Source organism: Vibrio sp. Isolate22 (assembly GCF_022398115.1).
Lineage (GTDB): Bacteria > Pseudomonadota > Gammaproteobacteria > Enterobacterales > Vibrionaceae > Vibrio.
In genome coordinates this window covers 93,425-112,989 of the sequence record NZ_JAKEUW010000010.1, presented here as the reverse complement: position 1 = coordinate 112,989, position 19,565 = coordinate 93,425, and the positions used below count along the sequence as shown (strand labels likewise).

Here is a 19,565-nt window from a genome sequence, read left to right as displayed (position 1 = left end):
TCCCTTATTTGGTGCAGTTGGTGTTGTTATTTTTCCGATATTTAAGATCCATAAAAGTGCATCTAAATATCTAGTCATTCAAAATCAACGACTTAAAAACAAAATCTGTTGCACGAAAATTACACCATGCACTTGGAACACATCTTGCGTTCACTGTTGAGTCTTTAATTAATTACGATATTGAATCGCACGATATCAGTGCAAATCAGATAAAGCGAAAGGAGAATGCTTTAATGAGTGAAACGGTGACTCAAGTTCATAGTGCAGTACAAACCCTTACCCAAAGTTCAGATACTTTATTCCTCTTACTCGGCGCGATCATGGTCTTCTTGATGCACGCTGGCTTTGCTTTTCTCGAAGTCGGTACTGTGCGAAAGAAGAACCAAGTTAATGCGCTGGTTAAGATCCTTTCAGACTTTGGTGTCTCCGCCATCGCTTACTTCTTTATCGGCTATTGGGTGGCTTACGGCGCTCACTTCTTTGCTGATGCAGAAACATTGTCCCAAGGTAATGGGTATGAATTGGTTAAGTTCTTTTTCCTAATGACCTTCGCCGCAGCAATTCCTGCGATTGTTTCTGGTGGTATCGCGGAACGTGCGCGTTTCTATCCAATCCTAATTGCAACGTTATTTACCGTTGGTTTCGTCTACCCATTTTTCGAAGGCATCATTTGGAACGGTAACTTTGGCTTCCAAGATTGGCTAGAAGGTCAATTTGGTTATGGATTCCATGACTTTGCAGGTTCTGTCGTGGTTCACGGCGTTGGCGGTTGGATCGCTTTGGTTGCAGTTTACTTCTTAGGAATGCGTAAAGGCCGCGTTCGCGCAGGTAAACACACCAACTTCGCACCATCAAACATTCCTTTCCTTGCATTGGGGGCGTGGATCTTATGTGTCGGTTGGTTTGGGTTTAACGTTATGTCAGCACAAGCTATCAACGGTATTAGTGGATTGGTGGCGATGAACTCACTGATGGCAATGGTCGGTGGTATCCTTGCCGCTCTTGTTGCAGGTAAAAATGACCCGGGCTTCATTCACAATGGTCCTTTGGCTGGCTTAGTAGCCATTTGTGCAGGTTCAGACTTGATGCATCCTCTTGGCGCTTTGGTTACTGGTGGTGTAGCAGGCGCACTGTTTGTTTACCTGTTCACTTACATGCAGAATAAAACCCAGATCGATGACGTACTTGGTGTATGGCCTCTACACGGCGTATGTGGCGCCTGGGGTGGTATTGCAGCAGGTATCTTCGGCCAACAAGCTTTTTGGGGCCTAGGCGGCGTAAGCTTTGCCTCTCAGGTGGTTGGCACAGTGGCAGGTGTTGCTGTCGCTCTCATAGGCGCGTTAATCGTATATGGCGTATTGAGCAAAATGACAGGGTTGCGCTTAAACGAAGAAGACGAGTTCAATGGTGCGGATCTTTCAATCCATAAGATCTCTTCTATCAATGAAGACTAGCCTTTATGAGTCGTGTGATTTTTAAATCACTATAAGTAAATTACCTTTGAATCAATACTAAGCGGCTCCGGCCGCTTTTTTGCATTTATCGACATCAGTGTGAGTGTATTTTTGAGAAGAAAAGGCAAACGACAAGCGAGTTATGTCACAAATAGCTAATGAATTCAGTTGGGTAAGACTATGGTCTAATCCCCAAAACTATTGTTGGAATTTGAACAGTGCTAAGCTGTTACAAAGTGACATATTGAAAAGGACGTTATATGCATTTCCCATATCGAAATATCGTAATTCTTACTGGTGCCGGCATTTCTGCGGAGTCGGGGATACAAACATTCCGAGCACAAGACGGGCTATGGGAAAACCATAAAATCGAAGATGTCGCGACGCCTGAAGGATTCGCAAAAGATCCAGACCTTGTACAAGCCTTCTATAACAAACGTCGTCACGGCTTACAAAGCGAGAGCATCCTGCCGAATGCCGCTCACAAAGCACTAGGAGAGCTTGAAGCCAAACTTGATGGCAGCGTTACTATCATCACGCAAAACATCGACAACTTGCACGAGAGAGGCGGTAGCAACAACATTATTCACATGCATGGTGAATTGTTGAAAGCGCGTTGCAGTGAGTCTAATCAAGTTGTAGAGCACAAAGACGATATCGAAACAGGTGAGCTTTGTCATTGTTGCCAAATCCCGGCACAAATGCGTCCACACATCGTTTGGTTTGGTGAAATGCCGCTAAGAATGGGTGACATCTATTCAGCTCTTGAAGAAGCAGATCTGTTTATTTCGATTGGTACATCTGGTGTTGTGTATCCAGCTGCGGGTTTTGTACATGACGCTAAAATGCATGGCGCACACACGATAGAGATAAACCTTGAACCAAGTGCGGTTGAGAGTGAATTTGAAGAAAAGCGCTACGGCAAAGCCAGTATCGAAGTACCAAAACTGGTGAGTGAGCTATTGTCGGTTGAGAGAGGCTCATTAACCGCTTAATCAACACTGTCACTGTTGAATGAAGCAAACACATGTCTGAATGCAAATAAGCGCTCAGAAAGGTGTTTGCTTTTTGTTTTTCTGACGGTTTGAAATCTTGCCTTGTGCCGATTAAACGTCTGCAGTGACGGAGCGTCGAGCTTCCTTCATCGCATACATGGCTTTATCTGATTCTTCCAACGCTTGTTGAAAGTTCTCTTGATTCGTCACTTCAATACCGTAAGAAAAAGAGATATTTTCACCATGAAGCAGGTTACTGACTTGGCTCACGAACTCACCACCACGCCCCAATTGCGCAGTCGCGACAAACTCATCACCACCGACACGAAATACCATTTCATCTTCCACAACGGTTTGGCTTAGTGCTTGAGAGAAACGCACAATCATTAAGTCACCAACTTTGTGGCCTTTGCGGTCATTCACCTTTTTCAATCCATCTAAATCGAAGTAGATCAGCTCGAACTCTTTCAGTTTGATTGCATCGAACTTTTTACGATTGTATAAACCCGTTAGCTCATCTTGATTACTTTGATCTTTCAATTGAGTGGTAAGTTCAGTAATGCCACAGGCAAGAAGTAGGAAGGCTATCTGCAACAAGCCATCTTCTAGAAAGGTGTCGATTAACTCGTTTCTGTCAGCCCATTCGTCGAGGTATTTAAGCTCAGTGGTGACATCATAAAATAGGTTAAAGATGAGTAGCAGAGCACCATAGCGAAGGATTTTGTGCGGGCGAATGGCGTGACGAGCAACGTAATAGATATACATCGTAATCACGAGGGTGTTGGTTTCGAAAAATAGGTCGTAATTAGAATCTATGTGGATGAACGAGCTCAAGGCTAACATCAAAAATGACGCCACAAGCATCAGAGTCACAATCAGTAAAATAGGGTTCGCAGGCATATTAAATCGAACTTTATACGGTTTAATATAATCCTATATAAAGTGTAGATAAAAATAAAGCGGCTTACGCCGCTTTAGTCACCAATCAGTAACAAACTTAGTTATTTACTTTTAGTTTTTGGAAGTACTCGTCATAAATGACGCTAGCTTCACCAACTTCATCTTGCCATACGCCGTTATCCATCACTGATTGTGGTGGGAAAACGTTCTTGTCTTCAGCAAACTCTTTTGGAAGAAGAGGGTAAGCAGTCTTCACTGGAGTCGGGTAACCGATCTCTAGAGCAATCTTAGCTGCGTTCTCTGGACGAAGAAGGAAGTCGATCATTTTATGAGCTGCTTCGATATTCTTTGCACCTGAAGGAATCGCTAGGCTGTCCATCCAGAAGATAGCGCCTTTCTCTGGCCAGATGATATCAATGGTTGCGCCTTCTTGGCGTGCCATGTAAGCAGAGCCATTCCAAAGCATACCAAGAGACACTTCACCAGCAAGGTAAGGGTTCGCTGGGAAATCTGAGTTAAATACCAATACGTTTGGCATTAGCTTACGAAGTTCTTCGTAGGCTTCTTTGATCTCTTCTGGGTTAGTTGTGTTTGGAGAGTAACCCAGTTTAGATAGTGCGATGTGGAAAACCTCACGAGAGTCGTCCATCATCATCAGCTGACCTTCCCACTGTGTATCCCACAGGTCGCCCCAGTTTTTCACTGAAGATTTGTCTAGCATGTCTGAGTTGATACCAATGCCCGTTGCACCCCAAATGTATGGGATAGAGTAGTTGTTGCTTGGGTCAAATGGCTTATCTAAGTAGTTTGGATCCAAATCAGCAAAGTGGCTTAGCTTGGTTTTATCAAGCTCTTGAAGCATACCTTCTTTACGCATCTTAGAAACGAAGTAAGTAGAAGGAACAACTAGGTCATAACCCGTACCTTGAGTTTTTAACTTAGCGTACATGCTTTCGTTAGACTCGTAAGTAGAGTAATAAACTTTAATGCCCGTCTCTTTTGTGAAGTCTTCTAGCACTTCATTTGGAATATATTCAGACCAGTTGTAAAAATACAGTTCTTGGTCAGCTGCGAAAGAGGATGTAGAAAGTAAAGTAGCAGCACACAATGCGCCGGTATACAGTGTTTTTTTCATTACTGTTCCGTTCATTTGTTTGATTTGAAGCTGGGTAGTGAACCCAAAGTAAATGGATTTCGAAAAATCGCGCTATATTATAGCAGTGATGAAATAAAATAGGCAGCCTAAGCTGCCTATTCATTGATATTCTTATTTTTAACTTGTTGATTATCGAATGAGACTAATCAAACAAAACAGTTATTGACCCGCTTTAAGCTTCATGAAGTAATCTTCGTACTTCACTGTCTTATCGCCAACCGCAGCTTGCCATTCAACACGATCAAGGTCTTCTTGAGACGGGAACAGAGCCGGGCTGTCTTTGAACTTCTCGTTAGACGCTTTCACTGCTGTTAGGTAGCCAGTATCACGAGAAATTTGCTCAGCGATTTCTGGGCGCAGTAGGAAGTCGATCATCTTGTGAGCCGCTTCTACGTTTGTTGCGCCAGAGCTGATTGCAAAGTTATCAACCCAACCGATGCCGCCTTCTTTAGGGAATACCAGTTTAATTGGTAAACCTTCGTTTTGAGCCGCTGCTGCAGAACCGTTCCAAAGCATACCAAGGCCAACTTCACCAGACATGTATGGTGCGCCAGGGTTGTCTGAGTTAAATACTAGAACATTTGGCATTAGCTTTTGTAGCTCAGCGTACGCTTCGTCGATCTCTTTCTCGTTAGTTGTGTTGCCTGAGTAACCTAACTTGCGTAGAGCAATGTGGAACACTTCACGAGTGTCATCCATCATCATCAGTTGACCTTCAAGCTCAGGCTTCCATAAATCAGCCCAGCTCTGAAAATCTTCTGGATCGTACATGTCTGTGTTCACAGCAAGACCAGTGATCGCAACAACGTGTGGGATAGAGTAGTCGTTGTTTGGATCGTATGGCTTATCCAAGTAGTTTGTGTCCAGATTTTTGAAGTTGTTCAACTTCGATTTGTCGATCTTTTGTAGCATACCTTCGTCGCGCATCTTAGATACGAAGTAAGTCGACGGCACAACCAGGTCATAGCCTTTGTTGTGTGTTTTTAGCTTTGCGTACAAGGTTTCGTTCGACTCGTAAGTCGAGTAAATCACCTTGATGCCAGTTTCATCGGTGAACTTTTCTAGGATCTCACTGTTGATGTAAGGTCCCCAGTTCATGAATACCAATTCTTTGTTATCTTTCGCAAAAGACGGTGCAGATAACATTGAAAGCGCACATGCACTACCAGCTAATAGAGTAGCCCATTTTTTCATTGACGTTAGCTCCAAACTAAACGTTGCCCTAAGGCAGTAGATAGAAAAACAGAATGGCAATTTACCATTCTGTTTATGATTAACACTTTTTGTAGAACATGAAGTTTCTCAACTTCTTATCAAGTCAACCTCGTTAAAGAGTAGGAGGCTTACTTAATTTTCTCTCTCGCTAACAACTGAGAAATAATCACCAGTATTAGCGACACCACTAACATCACTGTTGCTAGGGCATTGACCTCTGGAGAGATACCTACTTTAACCATAGAGTAAATCTTCAGTGGCAAGATTTCATACGTTGGACCGGTTACGAAAGAGCTGATGATCACATCGTCCAAAGACAGTGTGAAGCTCAACAACCAACCCGCAGCAACCGCAGGCTTAGCAAGAGGCAGGATGATCTGTTTTAGAATCGTCCATTCACTCGCACCTAAATCTTTTGCTGCTTCAAGCATTTTCACATCGAAGCCATTCAAGCGGCTGTACACCGTTACAACAACAAACGGCAAACAGAACGTAATGTGCGCAGCAAGTAGGGTAAAGAAGCCTAGTTGCACACCCATTACCAAGAACAGAGCCAGTAACGAGATTGCCATTACGATATCTGGTGACATCATTACGATAAACAACATGCCATTGACTACGCCTTTACCTTTAAATTGGTAACGGAATAGGGCTACGGCTGTCAGGCTGCCGACAATCGTAGCGGCTGTTGCTGAGAATACCGCTACGTTAATCGAGTGCCACGCAGCCTGCATTAGGCTGTCGTTGTTAATTAGTGCGTCATACCATTTGGTGGTGAAGCCACCCCATTTCATACCAAACTTGTTGGCATTAAATGAGTTCGCAATCAACACGATAATAGGTAGGTATAGAAAAGCGTATACCAGCGCCATAAAGCTGAACTTAACTGTGCGACCCATTAGTCTAGCTCCACCTTCTTATTCAATAGCTTGCCTGCTCGGTAGTAGGCATAAAGCATAATTGCCATTGCAACCGTCAGCGCAATACTCGTTGCCGCGCCAAACGGCCAGTCTCGGGCGTTGAGTACTTGGCTCTTAATCACGTTACCAATCAGCAAGTTCTTAGCGCCGCCTAGCAAGTCAGAGATGTAGAACATGCCTAACGCAGGAAGAAGTACTAATAAACAACCACCGATGATGCCAGGCATCGTTAACGGTAGAACAACTTTCAACAAGGTTTGAAGCTTGTTTGCGCCTAAGTCTTTTGCTGCTTCTAGGTACGTGTCATCAAGTTTTTCAATCGCTGAATACAACGGAAGAATCATGAATGGCAGTAGGATATACACCAATCCGATCATCACTGCCGTCTCTGTGTACATAATACGCAGCGGCTTATCGATGATATCTAGCGCTAGTAAGCTTTTGTTTAAGACACCTTGAGTACCCAGTACAATCTTCAAGCCGTAGGTACGAATTAAAGAGTTCGTCCAGAATGGCACAATCACCAAAAACAGCATGAAAGGGCGCCATTTCTCCGGCATTTTTGCCACGATGTAGGCAAACGGGTAGCCAATAATCAAACACAATAGCGTCGCGATAATAGCCATATAGAAAGAGTGCATCAGCACTTTAAAATACAGCGGGTCGGCCAAACGGATGTAGTTGTCGAGAGTGAAGGTCATCTCGATCAAGTTTGCCTCGTCACGAGTTAAGAAGCTGGTACCGATGATCATGATGTTTGGAATCATCACGAACAGCACCAACCAACCTGTGATTAAAGCAACAATCGCGTTTTGTAAATTAAACTTCTTGCTCATCTTCTAATACCACTTCCCAGCTCTCAACCCAAGTTACTGCAACTTTTTGGCCCAGTGAGTGATCAACATCAGGGTCATCTTCGTTGAAGAATTCGCTTACCATTACGCGCATGCCAGATTCTAGTTCCACAACTGAATCTAAAGTCATGCCTTTGTAGGTACGCTCGACAATGTGGCCAACAATACCGCGTTGCTCAGACTCTTTAATCTCTTCAATACGAAGATCTTCAGGGCGAAACAATACCTGCAGTTTTTGACCAGAGGTGATGTCTTTATCGTGGTAGATAATCGACTCTTCACCTTCAATTGTCGCAACAATGCGTTTTTCATCTAAACGAGATGTCGCTGTCGCATCGAATACGTTAATTTCACCAATGAAGCGAGCTACAAAAAGGTTCTTAGGCTCTTCGTAAATCTCTCTTGGTGTTCCGTCTTGCTCAATCACGCCGTCACGCATAACGATAATACGGTCAGACATCGACAGTGCTTCTTCTTGGTCGTGCGTTACAAAAATGAACGTGATACCAAGCTGGCGCTGAAGTTGTTTAAGCTCGATTTGCATCTGTTTACGAAGTTTGTAATCCAGAGCAGATAGAGATTCATCCAATAAAAGAACTTTAGGCTTATTAACGACAGCACGAGCGATTGCGATACGTTGCTGTTGACCACCAGAAAGCTGGTGTGGTTTTCTTTGTGCCATCTGTTCTAGGCGCACCATTTTTAAAGCTTCCATTACACGAGGTTCAATCTCGCTGTTTGGAACTTTCTGCATGCGTAAGCCAAATGCCACATTTTCGAAAACGGTCATATGTGGGAATAGGGCATAGCTTTGGAATACAGTGTTAACATGCCTTTGTTCAGCAGGGACGTGGGTTACGTTCTGTTCAGCTAGTAGTATTTGACCACTATCTGCCGTTTCAAAACCCGCAATCATTCTTAGTACCGTTGTTTTACCACAACCTGATGGGCCTAAAATCGTGAGAAACTCACCATGATTTACGTTTAGATCAAGATTGCCGATGACTTCCTTACCATCGAAGCTTTTACTAATACCAGTTAGCTGTACTACTGGTTTTCCTACTGATTTTTTAGCGTTCAACGTCTGTTTTTCTCCACCTTGGTTCTGTTTGAGAACCTGTTGTTATACACCTTTGAGGCGCGCATCATAATCACCAAAAACGTGAAATCAAAGCATTTTTTACCATTCGAAGATAAAAAATTTCGCAGGTAAAAGTAAACATCCTTTACCATACTGTTATTTACTGGGTTTACGCCCAACAAGTGTCTAATTATTAACCATTAAGACGCAAAAGCAAGCCTTGTTACAGATTCATATTTTAGTTTGTATCCGACATATGAGTATAATGAAGGTAATTTTTTATCAATAAGTTAGGTGGCTCAGTTTAATTGGCGCACCTAGGTATCACTATGAACAACAACATCGAAAAAGATTTTAATTTGGGCGGTAGTATCGACCGTGCACTTTCTGGCGATTATGAGCTCAAAGCAACGGCTGTATTCCAAGAGGCATGGAAACATACGGTAAGTCACTTTCTTTCGTTTTCGCCGGCAATAGTTGCTCTGATGTTCGTGCAACTGGCTATCTTCTATATTGCGTTAAAACTCCAGCTAGGTGACCCAGCTGTTATTCTAGACGCCGTTATCGATCCTGAGGCTTTTACTCCGCAGATCGTTGAGTCGATCTTCATTGCCAATTTCAGCTATGAAGTTATCAGCGCACCTATCTATGCAGGTATCTGTTTGATGGCGATGAGCCATGCTGCTGGTCTACAGACTAAAGTTCGCCACATTGGCAAAGGTCTACAGTTTACGATTCCAGTCATCCTTGTAACTCTGTTCAGCCTGATGCTTCAAGGTATTGCAGGTATGATTCTGCCGTTTCTGTCGATTTACTTCTCGCTTGCATTCAGCCACTCAATCCTGTTGATTTGCGATAAGAAAGTACCACCAATGCAATCGCTGCTGCTTTCTCTGCGTGCTGTAAACAAGAAAATCTTCACAGTTGCTTCTATCTACCTATTAGTAATGCTGATGTTCATCGTCGCGGCAATGATGTACGGCATTGGTCTTATCTTCGTTTTACCTTTCTTCTTCCACGTGAAAGGCATTCTTTACCGCGAGATGTTTGGCATTAAACTCAAACTGATTGCGTCAGACAGACCGAAGAGTGACGACGACCATAACGGTAGCAATAACAAAGACCCACAGGTATTCGATGCATAACAACTCTAAATCAAGCGCAAGTAAATCACTTGCGCTAAAAGTGACAGCATTAGCCTTAGTTGGCTCAATCTCGTTAGTTGGCCCAATGCTATACCAACAAGAGGAAGAGCGCAGGCGAGCAGGTCAAGCGGCCCCAGACTCAGAGCAAAGCTTTGGTGACTTGACCGTCTCTTCTGATAAGCCAGACTTCGCAGGTATTGAAGATGTAAATGAAAAGAAAGACACCTTCTTTTCTTATCTTCGCCCAAGTATCAATATCGAAAACAAGCGAATCACTAAAGAACGTGCGTTTCTAACCAAGCTTTCAGAAACAGGATTGAGCAATGTTGATTCTGAAGACGCGTCATACGCAAAGAGACTAGGGAAGCTGTATAGCCTTCCTGTGCCTTCATCGGGCTTAGATGATTCTTGGCTAACAGAAATGTTGAATCGTGTAAACGTGTTACCTGAAGCGCTTGTATTAACTCAAGCGGCAAATGAATCAGCTTGGGGCACATCGCGTTTCGCCACTAAGGCGAATAACTATTTTGGTCATTGGTGTTACACCAAAGGTTGTGGGCTAGTTCCGCTACAACGTAACGAAGGTAGCTCTCACGAGGTTGCGACTTTCTCTTCTAGCCAAGAATCTGTGCATCGTTACTTCATGAACCTGAACCGAAACCGCGCTTACGCAGACCTAAGAGCGATTCGTGCAAAACTGGCGGCAAAGGGCGACGATCTGCTAACGACTAAAACCGCAACAGAGCTTACCAACGGCTTGCTAAAATATTCTGAGCGAGGTTCAGACTATGTGACTGATTTACAAGCTATGATCCGTCACAACGAGGTATACTGGAAAAAGTAACTCGATTTGATAGTCATTTGGTGAGCTTAAACGGTAAGTTTGACCAAATAACATCGCATAAAGAGCAGCTCATTGGCTGCTCTTCTATTTATAAACGCTCAACTTCGACAAGACTATAACAATGAAAAAGACAGCACTCGCTTTATTAGCTTCTCTAAGCCTAGGGATCTCTTTACCTGCTGCAGCGCAAGAATACATGTTTACCTATTCTAAGCTTTACACACAGCTTAAAAACAACACCAAAGAAGGGCATGATGACGTAAAAGTTGCAGTCTTCTTTGTCGATCAGCAAGCCCAAACAACCTGTCATATAAGCAAAGCATGGATGGAAAAAGAAGAGCACTATGAAGAGCTGAAAGTCTCTCCAGCTAATGAGCTATTGCTTCCTGTTGACCAAAATCTTCGTTCAGCAAACCCGCTTATTTTTGTACAAACAAAAGAGCAAGAGTGTGCATACTCTTTAGTTGTTATGACTAAAGCACCTTTAGCAGCAACGGTTGAGGTTGCACAGCTAGAAAACCTATTACCGCAGATGCAAGCAATGTTAGAAGACGTCAGTGGCATGTTCTCAAGCTGGTTCACACCGGACATCCAAGGGTTAACGCTTGAATTCGCGAACAAGCTTGAAGGTAACATCACGCTTTCTAATGGTAAGCAGATCCCAATTACTCAAGGGCGCGCTAAGTTCACACTAGAAGAGCTCAACGGAAGTGACAGCATCACGTTACCAGAAGCCACAACTCGTGTGTTGCCTTACATTCCAGCTCAATAACCTTGAGTTAGGCGATAGACCACACGGCATTATCTAAGCAACACATCGAAAAGCAGCCAACTCAAACCAAGTTTGGCTGCTTTTCTTTTCCTGCAACTTTCGTAGTTTGCACGTTTTAAGCTCATTTTTTGTTAAAGATGAGTACTTCTCACTAGATAAAGTGGAATCTTTCAACCAGTCGACTTGTTTATCCTGCCGTTACTATTTCAACATCAAATAAAAATCCGTATAATCCACGCCCTAAAACAGTCCCACTAGCAATCTACAGTCGGTAATACGACGGTGTGAGAGTCGCAATGAACCAAAACGATAATAGAAAAGAAGTACTAGAATTCAACAAACTTCAGAAACGTCTGAGAAGAAATGTTGGAAATGCCATCATCGACTACAACATGATCGAAGAGAATGATGTGGTAATGGCATGTATCAGTGGCGGTAAAGATTCATTTGCGATGCTAGATATTTTGCTACGTTTACGTGAAGCAGCACCAATCAAGTTTGATGTTGTTGCGGTAAACCTAGATCAAAAACAACCTGGGTTCCCTGAACACATTCTTCCTGAATACTTTGAAACGCTGAATATTCCTTACTACATCGTAGATAAAGATACGTACTCAGTAGTTAAAGAGAAGATTCCTGAAGGTAAAACAACATGTGGCCTATGTTCTCGTCTGCGTCGTGGTACTTTGTACTCATTCGCTGAGAAGATTGGCGCGACTAAGATCGCTCTTGGTCACCACATGGACGACATCGTTGAAACTATGTTCCTTAACATGTTCCACGGCGCTCGTTTAAAGGCGATGCCACCTAAGCTGCGTTCTGATGATGGTCGTAACGTTGTTATTCGTCCACTGACTTACTGTCGTGAAACAGACCTAATCAAATACGCTGAACACAAAGAGTTCCCAATCATTCCTTGTAACCTATGTGGTTCACAAGAAAACCTACAACGTCAAAGCATTAAAGCAATGCTGATTGATTGGGACAAGAAGACACCAGGCCGTGTTGAGAAAATCTTTAAATCAATTCAAAACGTTAGCCCAAGCCAGCTGGCTGACCGCGAACTGTTTGACTTCGTAAACCTTCCACTAGACCGTAGCGGTGAGCGTGAAGAGTACGAATTCCAAGAAGCTGAAATTTCATCTTCTAACATCGATGAGTCAATGTTCATCGACGTAACGAACGTATAAAACGAACAATCGTTGTAGAGCAATAAATGCATCTACAACAGACAAACAAAAACGCCTCAAGCAATGCTTGAGGCGTTTTTTTATGAGTTGAACTTGCAGTTAAGTTCGTCTGCTTAAACGCATTAACCTTTCGAAAGGTTAGGGTCTAGCGGGCTAACGTAACCAGATGGCTTAAGAGCCAGCACATCACAGTTAATCTTATCGATAACATGCTCCGCCGTATTACCAATAAACACCGCAGATAGCCCCGTACGACCGGTTGTACCCAAGATCACCATCGCAGCGTTGTTCTCAGACGCAACACGTGGAATGACATCTTCAGGCAAGCCTTGCTCAACAACGGTCTGCTCTTCACACATACCATGCTTCTGACGCAGCGCCTTCATCGCCGTTAAGTGATGACCGCGAACCGCATCAGTGTAAGAGGTTGGGTCAAACTCAGGCAGCTCAATCGTTATATTTGCCGGAGTGACTGGGTAAGCGTTAACTAAGAAAGGTTCCGCATCCAGACGACCTGTTATCTCAAGGAGTCGATCAACCATAGTATCGTTGAGCTCTAGGTGTGCTTCCGTCTCTGAGCCCACATGAACGGACGCATAAATTTTTGCGTGCTCTGGCCAAAAATCGTTTTTAACAAGCAGTACAGGGCTAGGACATTTTCTCAATAGGTGCCAATCAGTTGGTGTGAAGATAACTGATTCCAAAGTATCGTGCTTGCGCGTACCCTTAATCAAAATATCGTGACCACCGCTATAAACTTCGGCAATGATGGCTTCATAAGGGCGGTTATGCCAAACCACTTGAACATTAAATTCAATAGAATCGTCTAGGTAAGGCTGTGCAACTTTATTCATCCAGATTTCACGCTGATGGATAACGCCTTTACGCATCGCGTCTCTTTCATCGACAGAGAGCATAGATGTCATTTCATACGAGAAATCGTAGATAGACAAAAAGAAAGTGATGTGGCTTGTTGAGGTGCTTTTCTTAGCAAGTTGGATAGCACGAACTAGAGCAGGTTGCTCATCGTGATTAATGTCTGCGACAACTAAAATTTTGTTATAGATACTCATAACTAAGCCTACTTTTCAGACCGAACATATAAATAATGTAGCGTAGTTATGGAGAGATTAAGAGAAATAAAAGAGGTTTTAAGGGAGAAACATGATGTAGCTCATTATTGAACTACATCATTGATATCTAGACTATTCTTTTGAAACGCCAGCAAGTTCCATCAGCGCATCGTGATCTTCGATAGTGATATATTTGCCTTTAACGCTAAGGATATCTGCTTTCTGGAAACGACCTAAAAGACGGCTAATAGTTTCAACCGTTAAACCTAGGTAGTTACCAATATCGCCACGAGTCATCGTTAAGCGGAACTCACGCGGGCTGAAACCGCGTTGAGAGAATCGAGTTGAAAGGTTGTAAAGGAATGCAGCAAGACGCTCTTCCGCATTCTTCTTAGAAAGAAGCAGAATCATTTCTTGGTCGCCTTTAATCTCGTTACTCATCAGACGCATAATTTGCTGACGCAACTTAGGCATTTTTCCTGATAGGTCATCAAGAATCTCGTATGGGATTTCACATACCATAGAAGTTTCTAGTGCTTGTGCGAAACTAGGGTGTAGGTCACCAGTAATCGCATCAAAGCCAACAAGATCGCCCGCTAGGTGGAATGCAGTAATCTGCTCGTCACCTTGCTCGGTAATCGTGTAACTCTTGATCGTTCCAGAGCGAATAGCATAGAGAGATTTAAGCTCGTCACCGGCTTTAAATAACTCTTGGCCTTTTTGAATAGGCTTTTTTCTCTCAATGATCTGATCAAGCTGATCAAGTTCAGATTCATTCAAAGTGAACGGAATACAAAGTTGGCTAATACTACAATCCTGGCAATGGATCGCACAGCCACCAGATTGGACACGTTTCGTTACAGGCTTTTCAGAAATCATAACAATCTTTCACTATTTGATATACGTCAATATTTTAGCATTCCTTTATCCAGTTGGGTAGTAAAAAAACCGGATTTAAAGAATGGCTATACGGTATAAATCATGAGCTGCAGTGCCATATATCCGGTGTAGAAACCGTAAATCAGGATTAAAATCGCACCGAGTTGACGAAATAAGTCAGCTTGTTGCAATTTCTTGAGGAAGCTAGCACCCATACCAACCGTCAGCATCGCAGGAAGCGTTCCTAAGCCAAATGCGAGCATAATTCCTGCTCCATTATACCAACTGCCTGACACAGCCGCCCAGGTCAGCATAGAGTAGACCAGACCACACGGTAACCAACCCCAAATGAAACCAAACGGCAGAGCGTGGCTTGGATGCTTGAGTGGAAGGAAAGACTTACCGACTGGTGAAATATAACGCCACAGCTTCTGGCCGACCTTCTCAAAGAACAGCAAGCCAAACCACCACTTACCGATATACAGGCCCAAAATGATCATAAAGATGGCAGCGAACAAACGAAGCCAATTCAGTAGCGCGTTGAAATCGCTAAGTTGACCGATTGAAGATATAGCACCACCGATCACACCACCAATAACGGCATAGCTGAGTAGGCGACCAAGGTTGTAAAGTAGGGGAATAACCGGGGAAGGTTTGGTGTTGCCGATTGAAAGGAGCGACGCAATGCCACCACACATTCCCATGCAGTGGCCAGCGCCGATCAAACCGACAACAAAGGCTCCGATCCAATCAGGCGTCATCGTTCTTTTTATCTAGGTTAGTTGGGCTTTCTGTATTGGCTTTATCATTCTTAACAGGCTTGCTGTCAGAGTGAGCATGGGCCTTTTCGTCTTCATCAAACAAAATGTTGTGACCTTGACGCTCAAGGTCTTCAAACTGTTCGCTCTTAACGGCCCATAGAAAAATACCAACAGCGATACACACCAGTACAATCGCAATGGGAATCAGGATGTATAAACTTTCCATTATTTACCTTGCTCTTTTAAAAGCCTTAACGAATTAGACACAACAATAATAGAGCTTGCAGACATGCCAACAACGGCAATGTATGGAGCAACCAAACCCGCTACAGCCAATGGAAGGATGAGTAGGTTATATCCCAATGACCATGCTAGGTTTTCGCGGATTATCTTACGCGTTTTTAGCGCCAATGTACGGGACTTGAGTAATCTATCAAGCTTGTCGCCCAATAAAACCATGTCTGCAGAGGCTTTTGCTACATCTGTTCCGCCGCCCATAGCGACAGACAGGTGAGCACCCGCAAGAATAGGCGCATCGTTAATACCGTCGCCGACCATCATGGTAATATCTTTTTCATCACGAGAGTTAAGGTAAGCAAGCTTATCCTCAGGCTTAGCATTCGCAACGATGTCGGTAATACCGATTTCTTCAGCAACAGGCTTCGCGTTAATCAAGGAGTCCCCCGTCAGCAGAGTAGTTTTAATGCCCGCTTCTTTGAACTTTTGGATGAACTCAATGCTTTCTTTACGAATCGGATCTTCATAAGTGAAGGTGGCGATATGACGTCCAGCCATCGATAAATAGATGCCGTTGCTTTGCGTCGGTTGAGCTTCACCAAGAATAAACTCACTACTACCGATCGCCACCTCTTGACCGTTCCACTCACCGGTGATACCCGAACCAATAACGTTGTTTACGGAATTGACTTCAACATCATCAGACACGTGAGTTTTGAATGCTTTCGCAATAGGGTGGTTAGCATGCTGTTCTAGACTCGCAGCCACTTTTAAACACGTCTCTTTATCAAGCTCTGAGAAAGTTTCCACACGGCTGATACGAATATCACCCTCAGTCAATGTACCGGTCTTATCGATGATCAAGTGGTTCACTTTACACAAAGTTTCGAATACGTGACCTTTACGCAGTAAAATGCCAAAGTTGCCCATACGGGACGTTGAACAAGTAATTGCAGTTGGTGTCGCCAGTGAAAGAGCACATGGACAAGTCGCAACCAGCACAGACAACATGATCCAGAATGCGTCTTCTGGTCGTGTTTGATGCCAGTAGAACCAAGTACCGAAGGAGATGACCAAGATAACTGCAACAAAGTAACGAGCCACAATATCGGCAATTTCTGCAATACGAGGCTTAGATAACTGCGCCTCATCTTGCAGACGAACAATATTAGAGATTACAGAGTCCGCTTTTGATGTCATCACTTCCAATTCAAACGATTCATCACCATTTAACGTACCAGCATAAACAGTATCACCTTCGTTTTTCACGACATGGATAGATTCACCAGTCAGCATAGATTCATCAATATGAACTCGGCCAGAAAGTACTTTGCCATCTGCAGGGATATGTTCGCCTGGCAGTACGCGAATCTTATCGCCTACTTTTAGGGTTTTAACTGGCACTTGCTCGCCGTCTAGCGTTGTCGCCATTGCAGGAACGAGCTTAAGCAGGTTTCCACTCGCAGCCGCTGCTTTACGACGTGCTCTCATCTCTAAGAAACGACCAAGCAGTAGGAAGAAGGTGAACATCGAGATAGATTCGAAGAAGACTTCTCCTTTCTCTGTCACGGTTGCCACTAAGCTTGCTACGTAAGCAAACAGCAGAGCGATCGACACCGGTACATCCATACCCAGTGTTCGTCCCTTAATACTGCGCCATGCATTGATGTAGAACGGCAGAGCTGAATAGAGCAATACAGGTGTCGCAAAGATCAAGCTTACCCAGCGGAAGTAGTTTTTAAACTCTGGTTCGAGGTTACCAAACACTTCAAGATACAGTGCAACCGCAAGCATCATTACCTGCATAGTTGCCAAGCCAGCAACACCGAGACGGTATAGGTAGTTTTTCATCGAGCGGTGGTAAGCGGCTTCTTGTTGATCAGCTTCAAAAGGCGCGGCTTTGTAACCTAGGGTATGGATCGCTGACAACAACTCGCTCAATTTCACTTGCGTGTTGTCCCAGCTAAGTAGGGCGCGGTTGGTGGTAGTATTCACACAAATACTACCCACACCTTGTTTTGAAGAGACTTGTTTCTCGATGAGCCATGCACAAGCCGCGCATGAGACACCCTCAAGTGACAATGTAACTTCAGAGACGTTCTCAGAGTTTCTTACAAACTCCAATTGAACATCTTCATTATCATAATGACTGAGTGCCAGAAGTTGCTCTGGCACCAGATCCGCTTTCTCAGCAGGGGCGGTGCGGTATTGGTAGTAAGAAACCAAACCGCTATCAACGATTGTCTGAGCTACGGTCTCGCAGCCCGGACAACACATCTTACGAGGCGATCCTAAGATCTCGACTTCAAAATCCGTTTCCGCTGGTACATCTTCACCGCAGTGATAACAGGATTCACACATAAGCTTTAGTTCGTTAGTTGAGTAGGAGTTTCAATCGGGAAGTTCATGCGACCTTGCACTAGCCATTCTTCGTCATGTGGCGTCAGTTCAATGAACCACGGGCCTTCTAAGTGATGGTTCAGAGTCAGTGTGTAGTTGCCTCTCGCATCAGCGGTTAGTAGCTGAGTGAAATCGCGGTCTGGTAGCGTTCTGTGAACGAACATTGCGCTGATAGCAGGGAAGTGATTAAGTTTGCCTTTATCTAATGTGATGATAACAGAGTTACCTTTCTCATTAAGTGAAGCTGATAGACCCAGCTCTTTAGCGATATTTACTTTTGAAATGTCGACATTAATGCCTTTTCCTTTTTTATAGTAATCCTCAGTCACTAGGTCTACAGAGTTCTGTGTAAACACAATAACCGTCATAATGGTCCAAATAACTACTGTCGCTGGCAACGCGATTAAGAACCACGGCCAAAACTGTTTATACCAAGGCTTTACCATAAAAAAGATCTCAAAAAAGAATAAAAAGAAGAGGTTATAAAATAAAGGAAAGACAGCCTCTTAGAAAGAGGCTGTTATTGAAATGTTACTTATTATCTGAGTTGCTTAGGCTCCACACGTAAGATGAAACCAGTTGTACTTTGTCTTCGCCTAGAATGTCTTTCCAAGCAGGCATTACGCCAGAACGTCCGTACATAACTGTTTCAGTTACGTCTGCACGAGAATCGCCAAACAACCAATCGCGGTCAGTTAGGTCAGGAGCTCCAACAGCAGGGTTACCCTTACCATCAGTACCGTGACACGCTGCACACACTACGAAACGAGCTTTACCAGCTTCTGCTTCACGTGCGTTTACGCTACGACCAGAAAGGCTAAGTGTGTAGCTAACTACTTCTTTTACGCCTTCTTCGCCAAGCGCGTCTTTCCAACCTGGCATTTGGCCAACACGACCGTGCATAACTGTTGTAACGATAGCCTCAGGTTCACCGCCGTATAGCCATGCGTCATCAGTTAGGTTAGGGAAACCTTTCTGACCACGTGCGTCAGAGCCGTGACACTGAGAACAGTTTTGCAAGAATAAACGTTGACCCACTTTGATTGCGTCAGCATCTGATGCAATGTCAGGGATTGAACGTAAACCGTTTTCGTCGTGAGCTAGCTTTCTGAATGCTTCACCGAAGTAGGTGTCTGCATCATCAAGCTCTTTCGCATACGCATCTAACTGTTTGTTTGCTTGCGCAGCAGCAATTGCAGAGCGAGACTCTTCAACGCTACGTACCGTTTGGTCTGAACTTGTCCAACCTAAAAGGCCTTTAAAGTTACCTAGACCAGGGTATAGAGCAAGGTAAACCGCTGCAAAAACAATCGTACTGATGAAAAGGTATGTCCACCATTTTGGTAGTGGGTTGTTAAGCTCACGAATACCATCGTATTCATGGCCCATATCTTGACCTTCTTCTACGCCTGTTTTGTCTTTAAAACACCAACGAAGTAAGACAGCACAACCAATTAGGGTACCAATCGTAATCGCACTAACCCAGATACTCCAGAATGTACTCATTACTTTGTCACTCCTTCATTTTTAGAACTTGTTGCTGGCTCGTCGTCAGCAAACACTAGGTTCGCGTCTTCGTCGAAACGTGATTTACGGTTCTTGCCATATGCCCACCAAACGATGCCGATGAAGCAAGCAAAAACAGTCACAGTCCAAACACTTTGAAATGTAATAATGTCCATAATTATT

At 43.8% G+C, this 19,565-nt stretch carries 20 protein-coding genes; 6 read left to right on the top strand and 14 right to left on the bottom strand.

Going from position 1 to position 19,565, the window contains the following annotated elements:
- Positions 1–233: 233 nt before the first annotated feature.
- Both L1D55_RS08445 and cobB read left to right on the top strand, forming a co-directional pair.
- On the top strand, positions 234–1,454 hold the full coding sequence (locus tag L1D55_RS08445) for an ammonium transporter (protein ID WP_239917126.1): 1,221 nt from the start codon (positions 234–236) through the stop codon (positions 1,452–1,454).
- 260 nt (positions 1,455–1,714) lie between these two features.
- Positions 1,715–2,449 carry a Sir2 family NAD+-dependent deacetylase gene (gene cobB / locus L1D55_RS08440; protein ID WP_239917125.1) on the top strand — a complete coding sequence of 245 codons (735 nt, stop codon included), beginning with the start codon at positions 1,715–1,717 and terminating at the stop codon, positions 2,447–2,449.
- 111 nt (positions 2,450–2,560) lie between these two features.
- Here cobB and L1D55_RS08435 read toward each other — a convergent pair whose 3' ends face one another.
- From L1D55_RS08435 to potA, 6 genes are all read right to left on the bottom strand, one after another.
- Positions 2,561–3,349, bottom strand: a complete 789-nt coding sequence (locus L1D55_RS08435) for a GGDEF domain-containing protein (RefSeq protein ID WP_239917124.1) — start codon at positions 3,347–3,349, stop codon at positions 2,561–2,563.
- A gap of 97 nt (positions 3,350–3,446) precedes the next feature.
- The gene (locus tag L1D55_RS08430) at positions 3,447–4,484 is read right to left on the bottom strand and encodes an extracellular solute-binding protein (protein ID WP_239917123.1); all 1,038 of its coding nucleotides are present in this window, start codon (positions 4,482–4,484) and stop codon (positions 3,447–3,449) included.
- 180 nt (positions 4,485–4,664) lie between these two features.
- The gene (locus tag L1D55_RS08425) at positions 4,665–5,699 is read right to left on the bottom strand and encodes an extracellular solute-binding protein (RefSeq protein ID WP_128160546.1); all 1,035 of its coding nucleotides are present in this window, start codon (positions 5,697–5,699) and stop codon (positions 4,665–4,667) included.
- Between the two features lie 149 nt (positions 5,700–5,848).
- Complete coding sequence (potC, locus tag L1D55_RS08420; protein WP_004742279.1) at positions 5,849–6,619, bottom strand: spermidine/putrescine ABC transporter permease PotC; 771 nt, start codon at positions 6,617–6,619, stop codon at positions 5,849–5,851.
- Positions 6,619–7,476, bottom strand: coding sequence for a spermidine/putrescine ABC transporter permease PotB (gene potB / locus L1D55_RS08415; RefSeq protein WP_105024887.1), 858 nt, complete (start codon positions 7,474–7,476; stop codon positions 6,619–6,621). Before potB ends, potC begins: the two co-directional genes overlap by 1 nt.
- Complete coding sequence (gene potA, locus L1D55_RS08410; protein ID WP_239917122.1) at positions 7,460–8,575, bottom strand: spermidine/putrescine ABC transporter ATP-binding protein PotA; 1,116 nt, start codon at positions 8,573–8,575, stop codon at positions 7,460–7,462. The genes potB and potA overlap by 17 nt, the downstream gene beginning before the upstream one ends.
- Before the next feature lie 329 nt (positions 8,576–8,904).
- Here potA and L1D55_RS08405 point away from each other — a divergent pair, with 329 nt between their 5' ends.
- The 4 genes from L1D55_RS08405 to ttcA all read left to right on the top strand — a co-directional run bounded on the left by L1D55_RS08405 (position 8,905) and on the right by ttcA (position 12,526).
- Entirely contained in the window at positions 8,905–9,720 is an 816-nt protein-coding gene (locus L1D55_RS08405) for a hypothetical protein (RefSeq protein WP_239917121.1), read from the top strand.
- A complete protein-coding gene (locus L1D55_RS08400) occupies positions 9,713–10,564 on the top strand; it encodes a glucosaminidase domain-containing protein (protein WP_239917120.1) in 852 nt (283 codons plus the stop codon). The genes L1D55_RS08405 and L1D55_RS08400 overlap by 8 nt, the downstream gene beginning before the upstream one ends.
- Positions 10,565–10,685: 121 nt before the next feature.
- Entirely contained in the window at positions 10,686–11,336 is a 651-nt protein-coding gene (locus L1D55_RS08395) for a DUF2987 domain-containing protein (RefSeq protein WP_239917119.1), read from the top strand.
- 296 nt (positions 11,337–11,632) lie between these two features.
- Positions 11,633–12,526, top strand: coding sequence for a tRNA 2-thiocytidine(32) synthetase TtcA (ttcA, locus tag L1D55_RS08390; RefSeq protein ID WP_008221945.1), 894 nt, complete (start codon positions 11,633–11,635; stop codon positions 12,524–12,526).
- A gap of 122 nt (positions 12,527–12,648) precedes the next feature.
- Here the strand turns inward: ttcA and uspE are convergent, their stop codons facing one another.
- The 8 genes from uspE to L1D55_RS08350 all read right to left on the bottom strand — a co-directional run bounded on the left by uspE (position 12,649) and on the right by L1D55_RS08350 (position 19,558).
- Positions 12,649–13,599, bottom strand: a complete 951-nt coding sequence (gene uspE / locus L1D55_RS08385; RefSeq protein WP_008221946.1) for a universal stress protein UspE — start codon at positions 13,597–13,599, stop codon at positions 12,649–12,651.
- 132 nt (positions 13,600–13,731) lie between these two features.
- The gene (locus L1D55_RS08380) at positions 13,732–14,478 is read right to left on the bottom strand and encodes an FNR family transcription factor (RefSeq protein ID WP_017632474.1); all 747 of its coding nucleotides are present in this window, start codon (positions 14,476–14,478) and stop codon (positions 13,732–13,734) included.
- A gap of 86 nt (positions 14,479–14,564) precedes the next feature.
- Positions 14,565–15,239: a sulfite exporter TauE/SafE family protein gene (locus tag L1D55_RS08375; protein WP_239917118.1), complete on the bottom strand. Its 675-nt coding sequence runs from the start codon at positions 15,237–15,239 to the stop codon at positions 14,565–14,567.
- The gene (gene ccoS, locus L1D55_RS08370) at positions 15,229–15,465 is read right to left on the bottom strand and encodes a cbb3-type cytochrome oxidase assembly protein CcoS (RefSeq protein ID WP_102425549.1); all 237 of its coding nucleotides are present in this window, start codon (positions 15,463–15,465) and stop codon (positions 15,229–15,231) included. Before ccoS ends, L1D55_RS08375 begins: the two co-directional genes overlap by 11 nt.
- Positions 15,465–17,837 carry a heavy metal translocating P-type ATPase metal-binding domain-containing protein gene (locus L1D55_RS08365; RefSeq protein WP_239917117.1) on the bottom strand — a complete coding sequence of 791 codons (2,373 nt, stop codon included), beginning with the start codon at positions 17,835–17,837 and terminating at the stop codon, positions 15,465–15,467. Before L1D55_RS08365 ends, ccoS begins: the two co-directional genes overlap by 1 nt.
- Before the next feature lie 5 nt (positions 17,838–17,842).
- Positions 17,843–18,322, bottom strand: coding sequence for a FixH family protein (locus tag L1D55_RS08360; RefSeq protein ID WP_239917116.1), 480 nt, complete (start codon positions 18,320–18,322; stop codon positions 17,843–17,845).
- Between the two features lie 85 nt (positions 18,323–18,407).
- Positions 18,408–19,382 (bottom strand): cytochrome-c oxidase, cbb3-type subunit III, encoded by a 975-nt coding sequence (ccoP, locus tag L1D55_RS08355; RefSeq protein ID WP_128160532.1) that lies wholly within the window; start codon positions 19,380–19,382, stop codon positions 18,408–18,410.
- Positions 19,382–19,558 (bottom strand): CcoQ/FixQ family Cbb3-type cytochrome c oxidase assembly chaperone, encoded by a 177-nt coding sequence (locus L1D55_RS08350; RefSeq protein ID WP_004742291.1) that lies wholly within the window; start codon positions 19,556–19,558, stop codon positions 19,382–19,384. The genes ccoP and L1D55_RS08350 overlap by 1 nt, the downstream gene beginning before the upstream one ends.
- Positions 19,559–19,565 lie beyond the last annotated feature (7 nt).